We start from the raw sequence: 21601 nt of genomic DNA on the forward strand, positions 1-21601 counted from the left end.
GCAAGAGTTCCCAACCCCTCGAGGGCTGATGCTTACCACGCACCCGTTCGATGACGACAAGCTGCACGAAGAGTGCGGCATTTTCGGAGTTTCCGGCTCCGAGGGCGCCGCCGCGCTCGTGGCGCTAGGGCTGCACGCGCTCCAGCACCGCGGGCAGGAGGCCGCCGGCATCACGAGCTGGGACGGACAACAGTTCCACACCCACCGCGCGATGGGCCATGTCGCGGGCAATTTCGACCGCGACGACGTGATCCGCGCGCTGCCGGGCACCACCGCCTGCGGCCATGTGCGCTATGCGACCACTGGCGGATCGGCGATCCGCAACGTCCAGCCCCTCTATGCCGAGTTGGCGAGCGGCGGCTTCGCGGTGGCGCACAACGGCAATATCTCCAACGCGATGCGGCTGCGGCGCGACCTCGTCCGCCGCGGCGCGATCTTCCAGTCGACTTCGGACACCGAGGTGATCATCCACCTCGTCGCCACCTCGCAGTATCGCACGCTGATCGATCGCTTCATCGATGCGCTCAAGCAGGTCGAGGGCGCCTATTCGCTGATCGTGATGACCCCCGAGGGCATGATCGCCTGCCGCGATCCGCTCGGGATCCGACCGCTGGTGATGGGCAAGCTCGACGATTCGGTGATCTTCGCGTCCGAGACGGTGGCGCTCGACGTGGTCGGTGCCGAATATGTCCGCGACGTCGAGCCGGGCGAGCTGGTGATCGTCAAGGGCACCGAGGTTTCGTCGCACAAGCCCTTCCCGCCGATGGCGGCGCGGCCGTGCATCTTCGAATATGTCTATTTCTCGCGCCCCGACTCGATCAACGAGAATCGCTCGGTCTATTCGGTGCGCAAGGCGATCGGCGCGCAGCTCGCGATCGAGTCGCCGGTCGAGGCTGACCTGGTCGTTCCCGTGCCCGATTCGGGCGTGCCGGCGGCGATCGGCTATGCCCAGCAGAGCGGCATCCCCTTCGAGCTGGGGATCATCCGCTCGCACTATGTGGGGCGCACCTTCATCCAGCCGGGCGACAAGGTCCGCCACCTGGGCGTCAAGCTCAAGCACAACGCCAACCGCGAGCTGATCCAGGGCAAGCGGATCGTGCTGATCGACGATTCGATCGTGCGCGGCACCACCAGCCTGAAGATCGTGCAGATGATGCGCGAGGCCGGCGCGGCGGAGGTGCATATGCGCATCGCCTCGCCGCCGACCCGCCACAGCTGCTTCTACGGCGTCGACACCCCCGAGCGCGCCAAGCTGCTGGCCGCCAAGCTGGACGTGAGCGGGATGACCGACTTCATCCATGCCGACAGCCTTTCGTTCGTGAGCATCGACGGGCTCTACAAAGCACTGGGCGAAGCGCGCCGCGCCGACATCCACCCGAAATATTGCGACGCCTGCTTCACCGGCGACTATCCCACCACGCTCACCGACCAGGACGAGCTCCAGCCGGTCGACCAGTTCGCGCTGCTGGAAGAGCGGATCGGCTGATCCAATCGTGAATTCCGTTCGGCCCCGGACCTGATCTGGGGTTGTCGAAGCATTGTTCTGCCTTATGGAGCGCGGGCAAGCTCAGGGCGAACGGAAGAAGGCGGATGACCAGCAAACCCCTCGACGGAAAGATCGCGCTCGTCACCGGCGCGAGCCGCGGCATCGGCGCCGCGACCGCCACCGTGCTGGGCGCGGCGGGCGCGCATGTGATCCTGACGGCGCGCACTGCCGGTGGGCTCGAGGAAATCGAGGAAGCGATCTTCGAGGCCGGCGGGTCGGCGACGATCGCGCCGATGGACCTGACCGAGAACGAAAGCGTGTCGCGCCTGGCGGGCGCCGTCGCCGAGCGCTGGCCCGCGCTCGACATGCTGGTGCTCAACGCCGCGGCGCTGGGCACGCTGAGCGCGGTACCGGCGATCGACTTCAAGGAGTTCGCCAAGGTGCTGACGCTCAACGTCACCGCCCAGGCGGCGATGCTCGCGGCGTTCGATCCGCTGCTCAAAGCGGCGAAGGAGGCGCGGGTGATCGGACTCACGTCCAGCGTGGGGCGGCAGCCGCGCGCCTATTGGGGCATGTATGGCGCGTCCAAGGCGGCATTCGAGAATCTGCTGCTCAGCTATGGCGAGGAAGTCCGCCACATCAGCGGCGTGCGCGTGAGGATCGTCGATCCCGGCGCGACGCGGACCAAGATGCGCGCGCGCGCCTATCCGGGCGAGGATCCGCAGAGCGTCAAGGCGCCCGAGGTGGTGGCCGAGCGGATCGCTGCGCTGATGGTCGCGGGGTTCGAGACGGGGCACTTCGAACGGGTCGAGTGAGGGCCTGCTCTCCCCTCCCCTAACCCCTCCCGCAAGCGGGAGGGGAACTCAGTTGGCCGCTGCCGCGAACAGCTTATCGAGGAACGCAGTCCGCGCGGCCGAATAGGCCTTGTCGGTCGCCTTGGGCGCAGCGGACGAGATGGCGATGACGGTGCGGGTCTTCGGATCTATGCGGATCGTCTGGCCGAAGATGCCCGATGCGCCAAAGCGGCCCTGCGGATAGGTCCACCATTGATAGCCATAGCCGTAACCCGGCTCGCCGATCGCGGCATGGCTGCGCGTGGCCTCGCGGAACCAGTCGGCCGGCACCACGCCCCTGCCTCCTTCGAGCGCGAACTGGCCGATGCGGGCATAGTCGCGCAGCGATACCGACAGGCAGCAGCCGCTGACTTCATGCCCCGAAGGATCGACCATCCAGAAGGCGTCGCGCTCCATGCCATAGGGCTGCCAGATCTTCTCGCTCAGGTACGTCGCCAGCGGCTTCTTCGTCGCGCGCATCACCAGCACGCCGATCAGATTGGTCTCGCCGGTCTTGTAGACCCATTTGCTGCCCGGCGCGGTCTCGCGCGGCAGCTTCTTCATGTAGAAGACGGTGGGGTCCTCGCCGCCAGGCACAGGCTCCAGGAACATGCGCGCCACGTCGGAGCGGGCATCGGTATAGTCCTCGTTCCACTTCACGCCCGAGGTCATCGTCAGCAGCTGCTCGATCGTGACCCCGTCATAGCCGCTGCCCGCCAGCTCGGGGATGTATCGGGTCACCGGATCGCCGAGCGACTTGATGAAGCCGTCCCTGATCGCTGCGCCGACCAGGCTGGAGGTGAAGGACTTGGCGACCGAGAAGCTGGTCCACCGGCCCTCGGGCCCGTAACCGCGGGCATAGCGCTCGAGCCGAACCTTGCCGTCCTGGATCACGATCAGCCCGGCAACGTTCTGCGCCTGTAGGAAGGCATCGATCTCGGCCGCATCCATGCCGAGAGGCTTGCCCTGCGGGAGCGCGCGTACCTTGCCGCCCGCCTTGACCACATGGCCGGGGAAGATCTTCTCCATGTGCGGAAAGTTCGCGTCGCGCTGCGCCTGGCTCCAGAAGAGCACCTCGGCGCCGACCTTGCGCAGCCCACTGGTGTCAGCGGGATCGATCTTCACTTCGGAGGAGGCAACTGCCTGCGCCGCCGCGGCACCTCCGGCGAATGTGCCCAGCGCGAGCGCGCCCGCGAGCAACCAAGCCTTGGCCATCTACCCCTCCCTGATCAGCGTGACTTGCAGCACGTCGATGCCGCCGCCCCGGAATCCACCCTCGCAATACATCAGATAATAGCGCCACAAGTCTATGAAGTTCGGATCGAATTGCGACGGCAACAAGCCTTGGTTCGCCGCGGCATCGAAGCTTTCGCGCCAGCGCCGCAGCGTCTCGGCATAATCGGCGCCGAACCGGACCTCGTCGCGCCAGGCGAGCCCGTTCGCGGCCGCCAGCTCGCGGAAGGCGCTCTCGGAGATCAGCAGGCCGCCGGGGAAGACATAGGCTTGGATGAAATCGACGTTCGACGCATAATCCTCGAACAGGGCATCGTCGAAGGTAATGATTTGCAGCGCGGCGCGGCCACCGGGTTTCAACGCGCGGGCGATCGCCGCGATGTAGGCCGGCCAATATTCCCGGCCCACGGCCTCCGCCATCTCGATGCTCGCCACCGCGTCATAGCTGCCGGCAACGTCGCGATAATCGGTGAGGCTGAAGCGACCCCCGGCGAGCCCGTCCGTGCGCGCCTCTACCCAGGCCTTCTGCTCGGTCGAGAGCGTGATGCCGTGCACCTTGCGGCCCGCGCGCAGCGCCAGCTCGGCGAAACTTCCCCAGCCGCAGCCGATCTCAAGGATCTCGTCGCCCACCCCTGTGCCGGTGCGATCGAGAATGGCCTGGAGCTTGGTATTCTGCGCGGTTTCGAGCGACTGGGCGGCATCGGCGAAGATCGCGCTCGAATAGGTCATGCCCGGATCGAGCCAGAGCCGGTAGAAATGGTTGCCGAGGTCATAGTGGAAGTGGATGTTGCGCCGCGCTCCCGAGCGGCTGTTGCGCCGGAGCCAATGGCCGAAGCGGCGGACCAGCAGCGAAAAGCCGCGGGCGCGCGCCTGCGGGGCGAGCGCCGCCCGGTTGCGGCTGAACAGCGCGAAGAGCTGGACCGGATCGGGGCTCGTCCACTCGCCTGCCGCCCAGGCCTCGTACCAGCCGGCCGAACCGCCGAGCGCGAGCCGGAGCAGCGCGCGCCAGCTGTGGAGGCGAACCACTGCCGCGGGCCCCGCGGCACGGCCGCCGAGAATGCGCGTCTCGCCCGTGGGAAGGCCAAGCTCGAGGCTGCCCTCGGCGATACCCCCGTCGATGCGATCGAGCTGGCGGTAGAAGACCCGCGCGAACAGCCCCAACAGGCCGCTTGCGCGCGCCTTTGGTTCCGCTCCCTGTTCCCGCGCCGGCGCGTTCATCCGGCCCTACATGCACGCGCCGAACGCCGGGGCAAGACCTATTGTCAGCCTATTGTCAGAGCGCGTGGGGCGCCTTGTCGACCATCCAGGTCTGCCCCTTGGCGACCAACTTCTGGAGATCGGGCGCCTTGCCTTCGCTCGCCGCCTTGTTCTGCGCGATGACTGCGCTCTCGAAGGTGGGCGCGGGATCGTCGTAGATCACGCCGAGCGTCATCGGGAACGGGCCGAACGGCATCTCGACCAGCATGTGCGCGATCGTCCGGTTGGTCTGGTCGTGAACCAGCACGCCCGAAGTGTCGCCGTCGACCACGTCCACCATCTTGAGCGTGAGTGTCGTCGTATCGAGTGCCAGTCCTCTGGCGCCGCCCGCGAACACCAGCGGCTTGCCGTGTTCAACCCAGAGCTGGTTGAGCGCTGCATTGGGCTTGGCAGCGAAGGGTTCGAACACTTCGTCGTTGTAGACGATGCAGTTCTGGAAAATCTCGACGAACGCCGCGCCCTGGTGGGCATGCGCGGCTTTGAGCACCGAAGGCAGGTTCTTGTGAACGTCGATCCCGCGTGCGACGAAGCGCGCGCCGCTGCCCAGTGCGAAGGCGCAGGGCTTGGCAGGGTGATCGACCGAGCCGAACGGCGTCGAGGGCGAGCGCGTACCTTCGCGGCTGGTGGGCGAATATTGGCCCTTGGTGAGACCGTAGATCTCATTGTTGAACAGCAGCACCTGGCAGTTCAGGTTGCGGCGGAGCAGGTGCATCGTGTGGTTGCCGCCGATCGACAGCGCGTCGCCGTCGCCGGTGATGATCCACACATCGAGATCGGGATTGGCCAGCTTGACACCCGTCGCCACCGCCGGCGCGCGGCCGTGGATCGTGTGGAAGCCGTAGGTTTCCATATAATAAGGGAACCGCGACGAGCAGCCGATGCCCGAGACGAACACGGTGTTCTCGGGCGTGGCGCCGATCTCTGGCATGGTGCGCTGCACGGCCTTGAGTACCGCATAGTCGCCGCAGCCGGGGCACCAGCGGACCTCCTGGTCTGTCTCCCAATCCTTGGGCGTGCTCGGCTTGATCGTCGTGATCTCGTTCATCGTCTCTTGCCTTCTACCCCTCTCCCATCGGGAGAGGGAGTTATGGATTCACCGCCTCCTGGCTCGGAAGCTGGCTGTCGTCGGATGGCAGTTCCTGATCGAAGTCGGCGCCGATATGCTCGGCGATCGCGGCCTCGATCTCGGCAATCCGGAAAGGCTGGCCCGAGACCTTGGTAAGCGACTTGGCATCGACGAGAAACTGGTCGCGCAGCACCGTCTTGAGCTGACCGGTGTTCATTTCCGGCACGAGGACATGCTCGTAACTCTTTAGCAGGTCGCCAAGATTCTTCGGCATCGGCCAGATGTGGCGGATATGGACATGGGCAACGTCAAACCCCTTGCGCCGCGCGCGGCGGACCGCCTGAGTGATCGGGCCATAGGTCGAGCCCCAGCCCACCACGACGAGCTTGCCGCCGGCCTGGCCCTGCTCGATCTGCTGATCGGGCACATCGATGCCGAGCACCTTGTCGCGCCGCGTGTCGGTCATCAGCTGGTGGTTCGCGGGCGAATAATCGATGTTGCCGGTGCCCGCCGCCTTCTCGATTCCGCCGATGCGGTGGAGCAAGCCGGGGGTGCCGGGCTTCACCCAGGGACGCGCGCCGCGCTCGTTGCGCGCGTAGGGCAGGAACTTCTCGCCTTCGGCCGGCACTTCGGTGTGATGCTTCACGGGAAAGGGCTGGTAGGTGCTCATATCGGGCACCTTCCACGGCTCTGCGGCATTCTGGAGATAGCCGTCGGTGAGGAGCATGACCGGAGTCATATATCGCGTGGCGATCCGCACCGCCTCAATCGCGACGTCGAAACAATCCGCGGCCGAGCGCGCGGCGAGCACGGGCAGCGGCGCATCGCCGTTACGCCCGTAGACCGCCTGATAGAGATCCGATTGCTCGGTCTTGGTCGGCAGCCCCGTCGAAGGGCCGCCGCGCTGCGCGTTGACGATGACGAGCGGCAACTCGGTCATGATCGCGAGCCCGATCGCCTCGCCCTTGAGCGCGATGCCCGGGCCCGACGAGCAGGTGACGCCAAGGCTTCCGGCATAGGAGGAGCCGAGCGCGGAAGCGACTGCGGCGATCTCATCCTCGGCCTGGAAGGTCGTGACGCGATATTCCTTGAAGCGCGAGAGCGCGTGGAGGATCGCCGACGCAGGCGTGATCGGATAGCCGCCGAAGAACATCGGCAGATCGGCGAGCTGCGCACCCGCGACGAGGCCGAGCGAGATCGCATCGGCGCCGGTGACGGTGCGATACAGCCCCGGCTCGGACGGGGCGGCGGGAACGCTGTGCTGGCTGATGCCCATCGCGCCGAGCTCGGCAGTCTCGCCATAGGCGTGGCCTGCGTTGAGCGCGGCAATGTTCGCCTCGGCCAGTTCGGGCGCCTTGGCGAACTTGGCCTTGAGCCAGTCGATCAGCGGCTGGCGGTCCCGGTCGAACATCCAGAGCGCCAGGCCGAGGGTCCACATGTTCTTGCAGCGCAGCGCTTCCTTGTTGCCGAGGCCGAAGGGCTTCACCGCATCGAGCGTGAGCTGCGAGATGTTGAGCTTGAGGAGCTGCCATTTGGCGAGACTGCCGTCCTCGAGCGGGTTCGACACGTATTTGGCCTTGTCGAGGTTACGCTGCGAGAACTCGCCTTCGTCGGCGATGATCAGGCCGCCGGGCTTCAGGGACTCGACGTTCACCTTGAGCGCGGCCGGGTTCATCGCGATCAGCACGTCGGGCTGATCGCCCGCGGTGTCGATCTGCGCCGAGCCGAAGTTGATCTGGAAGGCGGAGACGCCGAACAAGGTGCCCTGCGGCGCGCGGATCTCGGCCGGGAAATCGGGGAAGGTCGCCAGATCGTTGCCGGCGAGCGCGGTCGACAGCGTGAACTGGCCGCCGGTGAGCTGCATGCCGTCGCCGGAATCGCCCGCAAATCGGACGACTACGGCTTCGGGCTCGGGCTGGGCCGACGCCTCGCTCGGCGTGACCTCATGTGCAGCAGTGGCCATTAAACGATGATCCCGCGGTTTTTCCTTCGTGTCAGAGCGATCTACGCCTCGCGTGCACGCTTCCCAAGGTAGAAAATAACACCGTCTTTGCAACGCGCGCTTTGCCGCAAGGGTTGCCAGTCGCCGGTGACACGTCGCGAACGGGGAGCTAGGGAAGCGCCATGACCGACTTCGCCTCCCTGCCCTATCGTCCCTGCGCCGGCGTGATGCTGGTCAACCGTGAGGGCCGCGTGTTCGTGGGCCAGCGGCTGGATTCGAAGATCGAGGCCTGGCAGATGCCCCAGGGCGGGATCGATCCGGGCGAGGACCCGCTCGACGCGGCCTACCGCGAGCTGTGGGAGGAAACCGGCGTGGCACGCGAGCATGTCGAGCTGGTCGCCACGGCGCCCGACGAGCTGCAGTACGATCTCCCCGACGAGCTGATCGGCCAGGTGTGGAGGGGCAAATGGCGCGGCCAGCGGCAGCGGTGGTTCCTGTTCCGCTTTCTGGGCGAGGATAGTGACATCGATATCGCCACCGCCGAGCCCGAATTCCGCGCCTGGCGCTGGGCCGAGCCCGGCGATCTTCCCGAGCTGATCGTGCCGTTTAAGCGCGGCCTCTACCGCCAACTGCTCGACGTGTTTGCAGAACATCTCGACGCAGCTGCCTGAGGGCGCCCAGGCGGTTTCGACCCCCGCCCTTTTTGCGTCCCATTTATCGGATTAACGCCCCGCGATGCGTGCCCTGCTCCTTGCCCTGCCGCTGCTCCTGGCCAACACCGACCCGGAGCCCGTGATCCCGCCGGTGATCAAGACGATGCTCGATACCGCCATGGCATCGGGCAGCGAGGGTGACGTTGCGGTGATCGTGAAATACGCGAGGGAGGCCGATCCCGCGAGCGCGGACCTGGTGCAGAAGGTCGCGACCAACTGGCGCAACGATCGGTTCGCCAAGGCGCAGCGACGGATCCGCGAAGCCGATTTCTTCGATCTGGTGAAGGGCCGCGCCGAAGTGGGCGGATATCGGAGCACGGGCAACACCGACAACGTCGGCCTGAGCGCCGCGATCGACGTGAGGCGCGAGGCGCTCGAGTGGCGCCACAAGCTGCGCGTGCAGGCGGATTATCAGGAGAGCCTGGGCGAAGTGACGCGCGAACGCTACGTCGCCTCCTATGAGCCGAACTGGAAGTTTGACGATCGCGCATACCTCTACGGCGCCGCCCAATATGAAAGCGACCGCTTCTCGGGCTTCTACGATCGCGTCTCGCTGTCGAGCGGGGCCGGTTACAGCGCGATCAAGTCGCCGAGCATGACGCTCGATCTGGAGCTCGGGCCTGCGTATCGGCTGACACGATTCATCGACGAGCAGACCGAGAGCAACGTCGCCGCGCGCGGCAGTGTCGATTTCGGGTGGAAACTCTCGCCCACCATCTCGCTGACGCAGAACGCCTCGGCCTATCTGCAGGCAGCCAACAGCACGGTTTCGAGCCGTTCGGCGCTGCTCGCCAAGCTGTTCGGTCCCTTCTCGGCGCAATTCTCGTACACGCTCCAGTATGAAAGCACGCCGCCCGAGGGCCGCAAGACCACCGACACGACGAGCCGCGCGGCGCTGGTGGTGGATTTCTGAGGTAACGCGACCAAAGCCAAAAGCTATGGGACGTGCGCGGCGCGCGGGGTTCAACCGGGCGCACTTTGGCGCTACCAGCCCGTAATGACCGAGTTGACCCGAGACGAGCGCGCCGCCGTGGACCAGGTCGCCGCTGCGCCGATGCTCGCACGGACCGAGCAATGGGTCGCGATCAACAGCGGGACGCGAAATCTTGCGGGGCTTGCGCGCATGGCCGAAACGCTCGCCGATGCGTTCGCGGTGCTGCCGGGCGATCTTGCGCTGGTCGATCCCGAGCCGGTCGAGACAGTGACCGTGGACGGGCGCGTCGAATTGCTCGATCACGGGCGGCACCTGCACCTGACGGTGCGGCCGCAGGCGCCTGTGCAGATCCTGCTCACCGGCCACATGGACACGGTCTTCGGCGCCGACCACCCTTTCCAGCAAGGCCGCTGGCGCGAGGATGGCGCCCTCAATGCTCCAGGCGCAGCCGATATGAAGGGCGGGCTGGCGTTGATGCTCGCCGCGCTCGAAGCGCTCGAGGCGAACCCGATCGCGGGACGGCTGGGCTATGAGGTATTGATCAATTCGGACGAGGAGACGGGCTCGCTCTCTTCGCGCGGGCTGATCGCGCGGGCAGCGCAGGGCAAGCTCGCCGCGCTCACCTATGAGCCGGCTTTGCCCGACGGGACGCTGGCGGGTGCGCGCGGTGGGACGGGGAATTTCTCGCTGGCGGTGCGGGGGCGCAGTGCGCATGCCGGCCGTAATCCCGAGGAGGGCCGCAACGCGCTGGTCGCCGCCGCCGATCTGGCGGTGCGCCTCGCGCAGGCTAGGGCGCCGGGCCTCGCGGTCAACCCTGCGCGGATCGACGGTGGGGGCCCCAACAATGTCGTCCCCGAGCTCGCGATCCTGCGGGTCAACTTCCGGCCCAAGGACCAGCAGGCGATCGCAAACGCCCGCGCCGCGCTCGATGCCGCTGCGGCCGACGTCATGGCGTCGCACGAGGTGCAGGTTGAGGTCCACGGCAGCTTCAACCGCCCGCCCAAGCCGATCGACGAAGGCGCGGCGAAGCTGTTCGGAATCGTCAAGCAGGCAGGTGCCGACCTGGGCATTCCGGTCACCTGGCGCGACACGGGCGGGGTCTGCGACGGCAATAATATCGCGGCGTGCGGAGTCCCCGTCGTCGACACCATGGGCGCCCGCGGCGGCGCAATCCATTCAGCGGAGGAATTTCTGATCCCCGAATCGCTTCCCGAACGCGCGGCGCTTTCCGCGCTTACAATGCTCAGAATCGCCGAACGGGGGTGCCTGTGAGCTTCCGCATCCGCGCCGCGCGCGACGAGGATCTGCAGCCGCTCTACGAAATGGCCAAGCTCACCGGGGGCGGCTTCACCAACCTGCCGCCCGAGAAGGACGCGCTGCGCGCCAAGCTGCTGCGCAGCCACGCGGCTTTTTCACGCGAGACCGACGAGGAACTGATCGACGATCTGTTCGTGCTGATCCTGGAGAATGCCGAGACGGACGAAGTGCGCGGCACCTGCCAGATCTTCACGCGCGTGGGCCAGACCTGGCCTTTCTACAGCTATCGTATCGGCACGGTGACCAAGCACAGCCGCGAGCTCGAACGCACCTTCCGCGCCGAGATACTGAGCCTGGTCAACGATTTGGAGGGCTGCAGCGAAGTAGGCGGGCTGTTCCTCCACCCGTCTGAGCGGGCGGGCGGGCTCGGCATGCTGCTCGCGCGCAGCCGCTATCTGTTCATCCGGCGGCACCGCGCGCGCTTCGCCGAACGCGTGCTCGCCGAGCTGCGCGGTGTGATCGACGAAGCCGGCGGATCGCCCTTCTGGGACGGCGTGGCGGGGCGCTTCTTCGGGATGAACTTCCAGCAGGCCGACGAATTCAACGCCACCCACGGCAACCAGTTCATCGCCGATCTGATGCCCAAGCACCCGATCTATACCGCGATGCTGCAGGAGAGCGCACGATCGGTGATCGGCCTGCCCCACCCTTCGGGACGCGCCGCGATGCGGATGCTGGAGGCCGAGGGCTTCGCGTTCGAGAATTACATCGACATCTTCGACGGTGGCCCGACGATGACTGCGCGTACCGACCAGGTGAAGACGATCCGCGACTCGCAGGTGTCACACGTGCTCGCGATCGGCGAGGCGACGCAGCCTGCCATGCTTTCGGCAGGCCGGCTTGGCAGCTTCCGCGCAGCCTATGGCAGGGTGGCGCCGAGCGGCGACGGCGTGGTCGTCGATCCGAAGACCGCGGCGCTGCTCGACATCAAGGTGGGCGACGAGATCGTCCACGCCGAGCGTTGACGATGCTGACCGAGATCAACTTCGACGGGATCATCGGTCCGAGCCATAATTATGCGGGGCTTAGCCCGGGCAATCTTGCGGCGACTCGCAACCGCGGGCTGACTTCGCACCCGCGCGCGGCAGCGCTGCAGGGGATCGCGAAAATGCGCGCCAACCTGCGGCTGGGGCTGCGCCAGGGCGTGCTGCTGCCGCACGCGAGGCCCGATCACCGCTGGCTGGAGCGGCTAGCGGCGGACTATGCCACGGCATCCGCCCATCTGCAGGCGCAGGCGCTCTCGGCATCGGCAATGTGGGCAGCCAATGCAGCGACGGTGTCGCCAGCCCCCGATACCGGCGACGGGCGCTGCCACCTGACCGTCGCCAACCTCGTCACCATGCCGCATCGCAGCCACGAATGGCCGGGTACGCTAGCGCAGCTGCGCCTTGCGTTCGCGAGCGATGCCTTCGCGGTGCACGAGCCCGTCCCTGCTCCATTTGGCGACGAAGGCGCGGCGAACCACATGCGGCTGGCGGTGGCGCACGATGCTCCGGGAGTCGAAATATTCGTCTATGGCATGAGCGGCGGGCCCTTCCCTGCCCGCCAGCACCTCGAGGCGAGCCGTGTGGTCGCCCGGCGGCATCGGCTCGATCCGGCGCACACGCTGTTCGTCCAGCAGTCCGAGGAAGCGATCGCCGCGGGCGCGTTCCACAACGATGTGGTGGCAGTGGCGAACGGCAACGTGCTTTTCGCGCACGAGCAGGCCTTTGCGGACAAGCACCGCTTCTACGACGATCTGCGCGTGCTGCTGCCGAGCGTCGAGATCGTGGAAGTGCCCGCGGCGCGCGTGAGCCTGGCCGATGCGATCGCCTCCTATCTGTTCAACGCGCAGCTGGCGACCCTGCCTTCGGGCGAGATGGCGCTGGTACTGCCCGAAGAGGCGCGCGAGACCCCGAGCGTGTGGAACTGGCTGCAGGAGCATGTCGCCGGCAACGGGCCGATCCGGCGGCTGGAGGTGGTCGATGTCCGCCAGTCGATGGCGAACGGCGGCGGCCCGGCGTGCCTCCGGCTGCGGGTGGTGGCCGATCCCGCCAGCGTGGACCCGCGCTTCCTGGTCGACGAGGCAAAGCTCGACATGATCGCCGCAGTAATCGGGGCGCATTGGCCAGAGGCGATCGCGCCCGCGGACATTGCGGATTCCGCCCTGATGCGCCGCATCGAGGCGGCGCGCGCGGCGCTGCTGGAGACGCTCGGAACTGTCGAATAAATTGACAAGTAACCTGGTGGGTTGATTCATAACGGTAAGTCCGCCCGTTTTCCGTAGTTTTTGTACGTTCGCCGGGGCATTCTCCCATCTCAGGATAGCCGCATCTCCGAACGCTTTTTGACCTCGCACACGGCGGGGCGCTGGCGGAAAGCGTCTGAATGCAGCGGGCAAATTCTACCAAAACACGACAGGGTGGTGAACTGGACCGTGCTAGCCTAGCGGGCGAGAACGAGCATGGAAAAGCCGCCGAGCGTCCTGGCGGCCAAATTGGGACAGACCTTGCTCAACACGCGCCGGACGAGCGTCAACGCCCTTGCCCTGCCGGTACTCGGAGCACCGGGCGCAGCCGCCGAAAGCGTGTAGCGCCAGTCAAGCACCTGATATCCGCAGTCTTGCAAGGTCGCTATGGCGGTTTCCATGCTAAAATAATGAAGATGACCCACTGACGCGCGTGAGGTCATCGGCGTTCTCCGCAATACACCAATCACGTTCATGTCGAGTGGAATGTGGAATATCTTAAGAATTGCCAGTGAATTTATGCTCCGGAGAAATCCAAAATAGTCTTCTACGTGCTCGAATACGTCCAAGGCGAGCAGCACGTCATAACATCCAGGAGCATCGCACACATCGCGATGGTGGAATGTCAATGTATTCCTTTCACGAAGCTTGGCCAGCGAGATCGCCTGCGGGGAAATGTCGAAGCCTGAAAGTTTTGCCGCTGGATAGGTTTGCTGAAGTTGCTTGAGCACCTCCCCTGACACCCCGCGTCGGCAATCGTAGATGGACTGACTCTGTGCTTCGCAAGCAAATCGGACACCAGCCGCGCCTTCCATGGCCCATCCTCTACGTGCCATGTTTCGTTCCGCTCCAAATAGGCGCCAGAGTTGTAGATTGAGCTAGTCGGCTCAATCCTACCAGTCTCTGCGGAAATATCGGTTCCGAACATTGCCCCAGGTTAAAACAAAGCGATCCACAAGCGTATCCCTTATGAAAGGGCACTTGGGCGACCGTCGCGTCTATGTCCGAACTGAATGCATGTTAACTGGCGGAATTCGCTACGCTGCCACCTGCGTTGGCGCCAAGGTGAAAGTTTGTCTCAAGGTGCTGCTCTATCGGCCATCGCAGAAAGGCGCCGTCATACTCCGACACCTTCTCGAAACAGAAGAAGATGGAGAACCCCCAACTTGGGAGCAGATCGCAAATCGGGCGACCGAGCGACACTGGCAAGGGATACAGTTGCGATCCTCCGAATGCCGCCAGCTTATAGATCTCCCCTGAACAGCTGCGCATGAACTTGACCGTGTCAGCTTTGGAAAAGGGCCGAATATGGGCGCTGGCGAGTTGATGCTGCGTCGGATGGACACCGGCAAATGCGAGAAACCGGTTGTGCAGCGACAGCACATTAGGAACCCCGAAGATCACATGCCCGCCGACCTTGAGAGACCGGCTGATCTGGTCGAATATCCAGAACACCTCCTTCGTGTGTTCCAGAACCTGGTTGGCGAGGATCAAATCGACCGAGCCAGGGGAGAACGGCAGTGCGTCCCGCTCTATGTCGAGTTGGTGCATCTCATCCACTCGGCTCTTCAGGATCGCGCAGCATTCGCCGTTGGTCTCAACGGCAATAAGCGTTGCGGCGGGGTGAACGTCCCTGAGCAGAGAGAGGTCGTGCCCATGGGCCAACTACGCGCTCAACCTGACGGAAGATTCTTCTTCCTCATCCGGCATCGTGCGCAGGCCATACTGCCAGGGTGCGCTTTGCTACGAGTCCATTGGTGACCACGCCCAAGTACGAATACGAAGAATAGTGTTAAAGAGAATTCATTCTCGGAAGCTCACACAACTTGATCGATATGGCCAGCATTTTACGGACTAGAGTTTAGCAAAATGGGACACTTCCCTTGCCCAGCCTAAACTTCAGGCGTAATCGGGAGCTCAAGTTCAGCGCATAGATCTTCTTCCGAGCGATTCCGCCTGCGCCCGGACTTCATCATCAGACGCGGACCTCGACACGGCTCCCTGCTGGCCTGCCCGCTCGGCTGCCGGCGATAATGCGAGCGCATCGCCACGATGAAGCCGTGGCCGCACTCATGCCGCCACCCGCGCCAATCCGCGTCCGGCGGATGTCCAGTTGCTTCCGCCCCGAAGGGCAAGATCATGCGAGCTTCGGCCCTATCGAGTTTGAGCCGCAGAGCCCCGAGATGTCGGGTAAATTGACAGGTAACCAATCGCGTTAAGGCGAACTCACGCTATTCCGCACTTGGCCCGGTGCTTGCTTAACCCCGGGCATGGTCCACCGCATCCGCTCCCTCTTCACGATCAAGAACAAGTTCGAAGCCTATCTGATCATCTATGGGCTCGGCACGGGCGCGGTCGAGCGCGGAATGCACTATCTCGACCGTTTCCCCGGCTGGGCGGGATGGCTGATGTTCACTCTGTGCCCGATCGCGGTCTTCATGGCCGGCGCCAAGATCCTCGACACCTTCGACATCCCGGAGTGACGCGCGCGGCACGGTAGATGCTACCGGTGTCATCATTGCTTTGCTAAGCCGCTTCGCGAAAAGAGAATCGAGGAGACGGTGCATGGGGTGGCGGGTTTCGAAGATCGTCGGATGGGGATTGGGACTGCTCGCTGCGGCGAGTTTGACGACCCCCGTCGCCGCCGCTCCCGACAAGCGCAAGATCGAAGACACCATGAAGCGCGCGACCCGCTTCATGGTCGAGAAGGCCGCCATTAATGGCGGCTATGTCTGGTCGTACCTGCCCGATATGTCGCGGCGCTGGGGGGAGATGGAAGCCTTCCCCTCGATGATCTGGATCCAGCCCCCGGGCACCGCGACGATGGGGCATCTGTTCCTCGACGCCTATCATGCGACCGGCGACGAATATTATTATCAAGCCGCCGAAAAGACAGCTGCAGCGCTGATCGCGGTCCAACAGGACAATGGCGGCTGGCATTATTTCGGCGATTTCGCCGGCGAGGCCTCGACGCGGCGCTGGTATGACACGATCGGCAAGAATGCGTGGCGGCTGGAGGAATTCCAGCATTATTGGGGCAATGCGACTTTCGACGATGCGGGCACATCGGAAGCGATGCAGTTCCTGCTGCGGCTCTATGTCGAGAAGCACGATCCCGAATATCTGCCGGCGCTCAGGAAGGCGCTCGATTTCGTGCTCGACAGCCAATACCCGATCGGCGGCTGGCCGCAGCGCTGGCCGCTCAAGAGCGAGTTCTCGCACCACGGCAAGCCCGACTACACCAGCTTCATCACCTTCAACGACGACGTCGCAGGCGAGAACATCAACTTCCTGATCATGTGCTACCAGGCGCTGGGGGGCGACGCCCGCATCAAGGATGCCATCATCCGCGCGATGAACGTCTTCCTGGTGACGCAGCAGGGCCAGCCCCAGCCAGGCTGGGGACTGCAATACACACTGGATCTGAAGCCGGTGGGCGCGCGCACCTATGAGCCCGACGCGCTCGTGACCCATGCCACCGCGACCAATATCCGCCAGCTGATGCGCTTCTATCGACTGACCGGCGATACCAAGTTCCTCGCGCGCATCCCCGAGGCGCTCGACTGGCTGGAGTCGGTCAAGCTGCCTGCAGACAAGGTGAAGAACGGCCGCGCCTACCCGACCTTCATCGAGATCGGGACCAACAAGCCGCTCTACGTTCATCGCCGCGGCTCGAACGTGGTCAACGGCGAATATTATGTCGATCACGACCCCGCCAACACGATCACCCATTACAGCGCGACGCGGGCGATCGACGTCGCCGAGATGCGGCGCGAATATGAAGCGCTGAAAGCGTCCAATCCGGCCGAGATCTCCAAGGATTCGCCGCTGCTCGCGGGTGGCGGTAGCGCGCTGCCGCGCTATTTCCTGGTGGAGACGGTGGCGACTTCGGACCTCAACCTGGACGAGGGCGAACGTTCGCCCGAAGCGCTGGTGCGCTCGCTCAACGCCCAGGGCTGGTGGCCGACCCCGCTACGCGCGACGAGCAATCCCTATGCCGGAGATGGCTCCCCCACCCCCGCGCCGGGGGATTTCAGCCGGAGCCATGTGGGGGATGCGACCGACACCTCGCCCTACACCACCGACAAGCCTGTGACGGGAATCTCGACCGGGACCTATATCGAGAATATGAAGGTGCTGATCGCGGCGCTGCACCGCCCCTGAACCGACCGCGACGGGCGGCTAAGCCTGGGTTCAGCCGCCCGTTGCAAAACCTGCGGCACAAGGAGCAAGCCGATGCGCACTGCCACCATTGCCGCCCTGACTCTGACGACGCTCGCCGCGCTCCCTGCGCAGGCCCAGTCCGATGCCCAGCCTTATCGTGCGGCGGGGACCGAACCCTTCTGGTCGGTCACGATCGACAGCCGCACGGTCCGTTACCAACCGATGGAAGGTCGCGCGGTGACGGTTGCCAAGCCCAAGCCGCGCGTGACCTTCAACGGTGAACGCTATGTCACGCGCGACCTGACCGTGGACATCATGCATGTGCGGTGCAGCGACGGGATGAGCGATCGCCGCTATCCCGACACGGTGACGGTCACCGTCGGCCGCCGCACGCTCAAGGGGTGCGGCGGCGCGGCCGAGCGCCCCGGGCAGGTCGCTCCGCGTGTCGACGGAGACTGGATCGTCCGCACCATCGGCGGCCGTGCGCCCCTTCCCCGCACCAACCCGAGCGTCAGGTTCAGCGAAACGGCGATCAGCGGCACCACCGGCTGCAACAGCTTCCGAGGCAGCTATAGGATCGACGGCAATCGCCTGACGGCCGGTCCTCTCGCATCGACGAAGCGCGGCTGCACACCTCAGCTCAACCAGCAGGAGCAGCGGCTGCTCGGCCTGCTCGGCCAGCGGCTGACGGCGACCCGCACCCGCGACGGGCTGCTGGTGCTCACCAGCCGCGACGGACAGATGCTGGTGCTCGCGCCGCGACGCTGATTATCGGACTTGGCTGACTACTCGGCAGCCTCCGCCTCGGGGGGCTCCGGAAGCGCCTCGGGTTCGGGTAGGTCGGCCAGCGCTTCGCCGGCTGACGGCAGCAGATCGGCTGTCGGCGCTTTTGCGACGACATCGACGCTCTCGATGCTGTCGAGGCTCGCGTTGCCGGTATCGACGTTGAGCGCCTGGAAGCGCCGCGCCGAGACCAGCACCCGGCCTTCGAAGCTCGACACGAACTTGTTGTAGTTCTCGACCGCGCTGTTGAGCCCGCCGCCGACGCGCTTGAGATGGCTCGCCGCGGTGGCGAGCCGCTCGTACATCTCCTTGCCGAGCTTGCCGACTTCGCGGGCATCCTCGGTGAGCTTCTGCTGGCGCCACATCGAAGCGACGGTGCGCGCGAGCGGGAGGAAGGCAGATGGACCGGCGATGATCACGCGGTTGCGCGCGGCGCGCTCCCACAGCTCCATGTCGATCTCGAGCGCGCTCGACAGGAAATTGTCGCCCGGGATGTACATGATGACGAAGTCCGGCGCCTTCTCGAACTGCGCCCAATAGGCTTTCCGCGACAGTGCCTCGGCGTGATTGCGTACCGCCCGGGCATGCGCGACCAGCGCTGCCTGGCGTTCCTCGGCGGAGGTGGATTCGGCTGCCTGCAGATAGCCATCGAGCACGCACTTCACATCGACTATAAGCTGCTGATCGCCAGGCAACCGGATGATGAAGTCGGGTCGCAGCGTGCCGTCCTCTGTCGTCACCGACACTTCGGAGGCGAAATCGACATGGCCGTCGAGCCCGGCGAGCTCGATCAGGTTGCGGAACTGCTGCTCGCCCCAGCGTCCGCGCGTCTTGGGGGCGGCACGCAGCGCATTGACGAGCTTGGCGGTCTCGGTACGCGTCTCGCCCAGCTGCGCCTTCACTTCGGTGATGGCTTCGCGCAGCACGCCATAGCTGTCGTTGCGGTCCTTCTCGACGCGCTGGAGCCCTTCCTCATAGCGCTTGAGCGTGGATTCGACCGGCTGGAGCAGTGCCTTGAGCTTCTCCTCGTTCTTCTCGCCGGCCTGGTTGAAGCGAGCTTCGGCCCGTTCGAGGAACACCTTCTGCGTTTCGCCCAGCATCGTGCTGGCCAGCTCGCGGAACTGGCCCGCCATCATCTCACGCGCGCCCTTGAACTCGGTGAGCCGCTCCTCGAACGCGTCGGCCTTGGCGCGAAGCTCGGTCAGCTGGAGGCGGGCGACGTCGCGCTCGTCGCGCAGCGTCGCCATTTCCTCGCACAGCGCCGGCAGTTCACGCGCGCGCTCTTCGGCCACTGCCAGATCGCCGATCGCGGCCTTGAAATCGGCGGCATAGCGATCACGCTCGGCGCGCAGATCCGCAACGCCCCGCGACGCCAGCAGCCAACCCAGCGCGAGCCCGCCCAGCAGCGCGCCCAGGATCAACACTATCGCCAAGACTTCCACCGCCGCCTCCAAGAACAGAGCGCGAACCTACTCGGCGGCGGATTCGGGAGCAAGCGGAACATGGCGCGGGCGCGAACCGTTGGCCGCACAACCCCGTCAGGAGACCGATCAGGAGAGCGCCATGTCGATCGCAGAGATGATAAAGTCGCACCCGGACGTAGCCGGCAGCCTCAATGAGCCGCTCGCGCTCGCGGTGCGCCACGCGATGTTCTGCTCGGCCATCTGCACGAGCTGCGCCGACGCATGCCTGGCCGAAGACGATGTCGACATGCTCAAACAGTGCATTCGCACCGACCTAGACTGCGCCGACGTGTGCGACATGCTCTTCAAGGTGGCGACCCGCCGTACCGGTTCGAACGAGGCGCTGATCCAGTCTGCGCTTCGTCTGTGCATAAAGGCTTGCGAGCTCTGCGCCGACGAGTGCGCGCAGCACGAGCATGAGCACTGCCGGCGGTGCGCCGAGATGTGCCGCGAATGCGCAGACGATTGCCGCAAGGCGCTGGAGACCTTCCAGTGAAAGCCGGGTTCGCGATCCTGGGAAGCGCTGCTTTGGCCGCGTGTTCGCCGGCAACGGAAAGCGACGTGCTCGACAATGGGCTTGCCCAATCTCAGGCAGGTAACGAAGTGGCGCCCGGTGCCGCCATGCCGCCAGACCCAGCGGTGATTGAGAACCAGCAGCCGTTCAACGCCGAAGCCGCGGCGCCGGAGGGCGCAGCCGCGCGCTACGTCGGCCGCTGGGCGGCCAACGAGAAGCTGTGCGAGGACGGTGCGTGGCGCTTCGAGGAACGGCACCTTGCGACTGCCGGTGAAGTCTCGTGCGACTTCAGCCGGGTGACGCAAGTGGCGGGCGGATACGACATTCAGGCACAGTGCCTCGCCGAGGGCAACCGCAGCGACGAGGTGATCAAGATCCGTTTCGCCGAATCGGCAGGAGCAATGCTGGTCGAATCGAAGACCTTCCGCCCGGTGGGGCTGATCGCCTGCCCCAATTGATCAGGCCGCGGCCTTGCGTGCCTTCGCGAGCTTCTTGAGGATCATGTCGCGCTTCAGGCGCGAGAGATGGTCGATGAAGACGATACCCTCGAGATGGTCCATCTCGTGCTGGATGCAGGTGGCGAGCAGGCCCTCGAAGGTTTCATCATGTGCCTCGCCCTTCTCGTCGAGCCACTTCACCCGGCAGCGCGCGGGGCGCTCGATATCGGCGAACTGATCGGGGATCGACAGGCAGCCTTCGGTATAGACCGACTGCTCCTCGGCAGGTTCGAGGATCTCGGGATTGATGAAGACGCGCGGCTCGCGGATCGGCTTGCCTTCCTCATCCTCCTGCTCCTGCAGGTCCATCACGATCACGCGCTTGGGAACGCCTACCTGGATCGCGGCGAGGCCGATGCCGGGCGCGTCGTACATCGTGTCGAACATGTCGGCGATCAGTGCGCGCAGTTCGTCGTCCACCTTCTCCACGGGCTGGGAGATGAGGCGCAGGCGGGGATCAGGAACTTCGACAATCGGGAGTAGAGCCATGCGGCTAAAATAGTCTCCGACGCCTTTGGTCGCAAGCGTTGGACGGCATTTTGGTTTTCACGCCACCGGTCGTCGCGCTCGAAGCGCCTGGGCGAGCGTGCCTTCGTCGAGATAGTCGAGCTCGCCGCCCACCGGCAGGCCGTGCGCGAGCTGAGTGACGCGCACCGGATAGGCCTCGATCCGCTCGGCGATGTAATGCGCAGTAGTCTGCCCCTCCAGCGTGGCGTTCATCGCGAGCACAACCTCGTCGATCCCGCCCGCGGCGATGCGGCGGACGAGCCCGTCCACGCGCAGATCCTCGGGCCGAATGCCCTCCAGCGCCGAGAGGCGGCCGCCGAGGACATGGAAGCGCCCGGGGAAGAGCCGCGAGCGCTCGAGCGCCCAGAGGTCGGCGACTTCCTCGACTACGCAGAGCGAGCGCGCGTCGCGGCGCGGATCGGCACAGATAGCGCAGGGATCGGAGGTGTCGACGTTGCCGCAGGTGCTGCACGTCACGAGATTGCGGCTCACCGCGGCAAGCGCAGAGAGCAGCGGATCGAGCGCCGTCTCCCGCTTCTTGAGCAGATGGAGCACCGCGCGCCGCGCCGAACGCGGGCCGAGCCCAGGGAGACGCGACAGCGCCTGGGTGAGCGCTTCGATTTCGGGAGAAGCCATGGCGCGAGACATAGGGGCTTGCGCATGGC

Annotated in this window: 21 protein-coding genes; 12 read left to right on the forward strand and 9 right to left on the reverse strand. The window is 65.3% G+C overall.

Translation table 11 applies throughout. The features are described 5' to 3' along the window. Nucleotides 1-28 precede the first annotated feature (28 nt). Nucleotides 29-1486, forward strand: a complete 1458-nt coding sequence (purF, locus tag ACMGDH_RS08600) for an amidophosphoribosyltransferase (protein WP_436827533.1) — start codon at nucleotides 29-31, stop codon at nucleotides 1484-1486. 104 nt (nucleotides 1487-1590) lie between these two features. Next, complete coding sequence (locus ACMGDH_RS08605) at nucleotides 1591-2301, forward strand: SDR family NAD(P)-dependent oxidoreductase (protein ID WP_436827534.1); 711 nt, start codon at nucleotides 1591-1593, stop codon at nucleotides 2299-2301. Between the two features lie 48 nt (nucleotides 2302-2349). Here ACMGDH_RS08605 and ACMGDH_RS08610 read toward each other — a convergent pair whose 3' ends face one another. The 4 genes from ACMGDH_RS08610 to ACMGDH_RS08625 are packed head-to-tail and all read right to left on the reverse strand — an operon-like array spanning nucleotide 2350 to nucleotide 7838. Then, the gene (locus ACMGDH_RS08610; RefSeq protein ID WP_436827535.1) at nucleotides 2350-3534 is read right to left on the reverse strand and encodes a serine hydrolase domain-containing protein; all 1185 of its coding nucleotides are present in this window, start codon (nucleotides 3532-3534) and stop codon (nucleotides 2350-2352) included. Continuing rightward, a complete protein-coding gene (locus tag ACMGDH_RS08615) occupies nucleotides 3535-4770 on the reverse strand; it encodes a class I SAM-dependent methyltransferase (protein WP_436827536.1) in 1236 nt (411 codons plus the stop codon). 55 nt (nucleotides 4771-4825) lie between these two features. Beyond that, nucleotides 4826-5854, reverse strand: a complete 1029-nt coding sequence (locus ACMGDH_RS08620) for a 2-oxoacid:ferredoxin oxidoreductase subunit beta (protein ID WP_436827537.1) — start codon at nucleotides 5852-5854, stop codon at nucleotides 4826-4828. A gap of 40 nt (nucleotides 5855-5894) precedes the next feature. Beyond that, nucleotides 5895-7838, reverse strand: coding sequence for a 2-oxoacid:acceptor oxidoreductase subunit alpha (locus tag ACMGDH_RS08625; protein ID WP_436827538.1), 1944 nt, complete (start codon nucleotides 7836-7838; stop codon nucleotides 5895-5897). A gap of 161 nt (nucleotides 7839-7999) precedes the next feature. On the opposite strand from ACMGDH_RS08625, the gene ACMGDH_RS08630 reads away from it, so the two are divergent. The 5 genes from ACMGDH_RS08630 (at nucleotide 8000) to ACMGDH_RS08650 (ending at nucleotide 12990) form a co-directional block, all read left to right on the forward strand. Then, on the forward strand, nucleotides 8000-8488 hold the full coding sequence (locus tag ACMGDH_RS08630) for an RNA pyrophosphohydrolase (RefSeq protein WP_436827539.1): 489 nt from the start codon (nucleotides 8000-8002) through the stop codon (nucleotides 8486-8488). A gap of 64 nt (nucleotides 8489-8552) precedes the next feature. Further along, on the forward strand, nucleotides 8553-9443 hold the full coding sequence (locus tag ACMGDH_RS08635) for a DUF481 domain-containing protein (protein ID WP_436827540.1): 891 nt from the start codon (nucleotides 8553-8555) through the stop codon (nucleotides 9441-9443). Between the two features lie 84 nt (nucleotides 9444-9527). Next, on the forward strand, nucleotides 9528-10736 hold the full coding sequence (locus ACMGDH_RS08640; RefSeq protein WP_436827541.1) for a hydrolase: 1209 nt from the start codon (nucleotides 9528-9530) through the stop codon (nucleotides 10734-10736). Further along, on the forward strand, nucleotides 10733-11746 hold the full coding sequence (locus ACMGDH_RS08645; RefSeq protein WP_436827542.1) for an arginine N-succinyltransferase: 1014 nt from the start codon (nucleotides 10733-10735) through the stop codon (nucleotides 11744-11746). The genes ACMGDH_RS08640 and ACMGDH_RS08645 overlap by 4 nt, the downstream gene beginning before the upstream one ends. 2 nt (nucleotides 11747-11748) lie before the next feature. Next, nucleotides 11749-12990, forward strand: a complete 1242-nt coding sequence (locus ACMGDH_RS08650; RefSeq protein ID WP_436827543.1) for an N-succinylarginine dihydrolase — start codon at nucleotides 11749-11751, stop codon at nucleotides 12988-12990. Between the two features lie 215 nt (nucleotides 12991-13205). On the opposite strand, the gene ACMGDH_RS08655 is transcribed toward ACMGDH_RS08650, so the two are convergent. Beyond that, complete coding sequence (locus tag ACMGDH_RS08655; protein ID WP_436827544.1) at nucleotides 13206-13823, reverse strand: class I SAM-dependent methyltransferase; 618 nt, start codon at nucleotides 13821-13823, stop codon at nucleotides 13206-13208. A gap of 205 nt (nucleotides 13824-14028) precedes the next feature. After that, entirely contained in the window at nucleotides 14029-14673 is a 645-nt protein-coding gene (locus ACMGDH_RS08660) for a class I SAM-dependent methyltransferase (protein ID WP_436827545.1), read from the reverse strand. Nucleotides 14674-15278: 605 nt separating this feature from the next. On the opposite strand from ACMGDH_RS08660, the gene ACMGDH_RS08665 reads away from it, so the two are divergent. The 3 genes from ACMGDH_RS08665 to ACMGDH_RS08675 all read left to right on the forward strand — a co-directional run bounded on the left by ACMGDH_RS08665 (nucleotide 15279) and on the right by ACMGDH_RS08675 (nucleotide 17940). Beyond that, nucleotides 15279-15491 carry a hypothetical protein gene (locus tag ACMGDH_RS08665; protein ID WP_436827546.1) on the forward strand — a complete coding sequence of 71 codons (213 nt, stop codon included), beginning with the start codon at nucleotides 15279-15281 and terminating at the stop codon, nucleotides 15489-15491. A gap of 82 nt (nucleotides 15492-15573) precedes the next feature. Next, nucleotides 15574-17172, forward strand: coding sequence for a pectate lyase (locus ACMGDH_RS08670; RefSeq protein ID WP_436827547.1), 1599 nt, complete (start codon nucleotides 15574-15576; stop codon nucleotides 17170-17172). A 72-nt stretch (nucleotides 17173-17244) separates the two neighbouring features. Then, entirely contained in the window at nucleotides 17245-17940 is a 696-nt protein-coding gene (locus ACMGDH_RS08675) for an META domain-containing protein (RefSeq protein ID WP_436827548.1), read from the forward strand. Nucleotides 17941-17957: 17 nt separating this feature from the next. On the opposite strand, the gene ACMGDH_RS08680 is transcribed toward ACMGDH_RS08675, so the two are convergent. Further along, complete coding sequence (locus tag ACMGDH_RS08680; RefSeq protein WP_436827549.1) at nucleotides 17958-19397, reverse strand: DNA recombination protein RmuC; 1440 nt, start codon at nucleotides 19395-19397, stop codon at nucleotides 17958-17960. A gap of 121 nt (nucleotides 19398-19518) precedes the next feature. On the opposite strand from ACMGDH_RS08680, the gene ACMGDH_RS08685 reads away from it, so the two are divergent. Beyond that, nucleotides 19519-19914, forward strand: a complete 396-nt coding sequence (locus ACMGDH_RS08685; RefSeq protein WP_436827550.1) for a four-helix bundle copper-binding protein — start codon at nucleotides 19519-19521, stop codon at nucleotides 19912-19914. After that, nucleotides 19911-20390: a hypothetical protein gene (locus tag ACMGDH_RS08690; RefSeq protein WP_436827551.1), complete on the forward strand. Its 480-nt coding sequence runs from the start codon at nucleotides 19911-19913 to the stop codon at nucleotides 20388-20390. Before ACMGDH_RS08685 ends, ACMGDH_RS08690 begins: the two co-directional genes overlap by 4 nt. On the opposite strand, the gene def is transcribed toward ACMGDH_RS08690, so the two are convergent. Both def and recR read right to left on the reverse strand, forming a co-directional pair. Then, complete coding sequence (gene def / locus ACMGDH_RS08695) at nucleotides 20391-20918, reverse strand: peptide deformylase (protein ID WP_436827552.1); 528 nt, start codon at nucleotides 20916-20918, stop codon at nucleotides 20391-20393. It lies immediately after the preceding gene. Nucleotides 20919-20975: 57 nt separating this feature from the next. Next, nucleotides 20976-21572, reverse strand: a complete 597-nt coding sequence (gene recR / locus ACMGDH_RS08700; protein ID WP_436827553.1) for a recombination mediator RecR — start codon at nucleotides 21570-21572, stop codon at nucleotides 20976-20978. Between the last annotated feature and the right edge of the window lie 29 nt (nucleotides 21573-21601).

It is taken from the genome of Sphingomonas radicis (genome assembly GCF_051400635.1).
Classification (GTDB): Bacteria; Pseudomonadota; Alphaproteobacteria; order Sphingomonadales; family Sphingomonadaceae; genus Sphingomonas.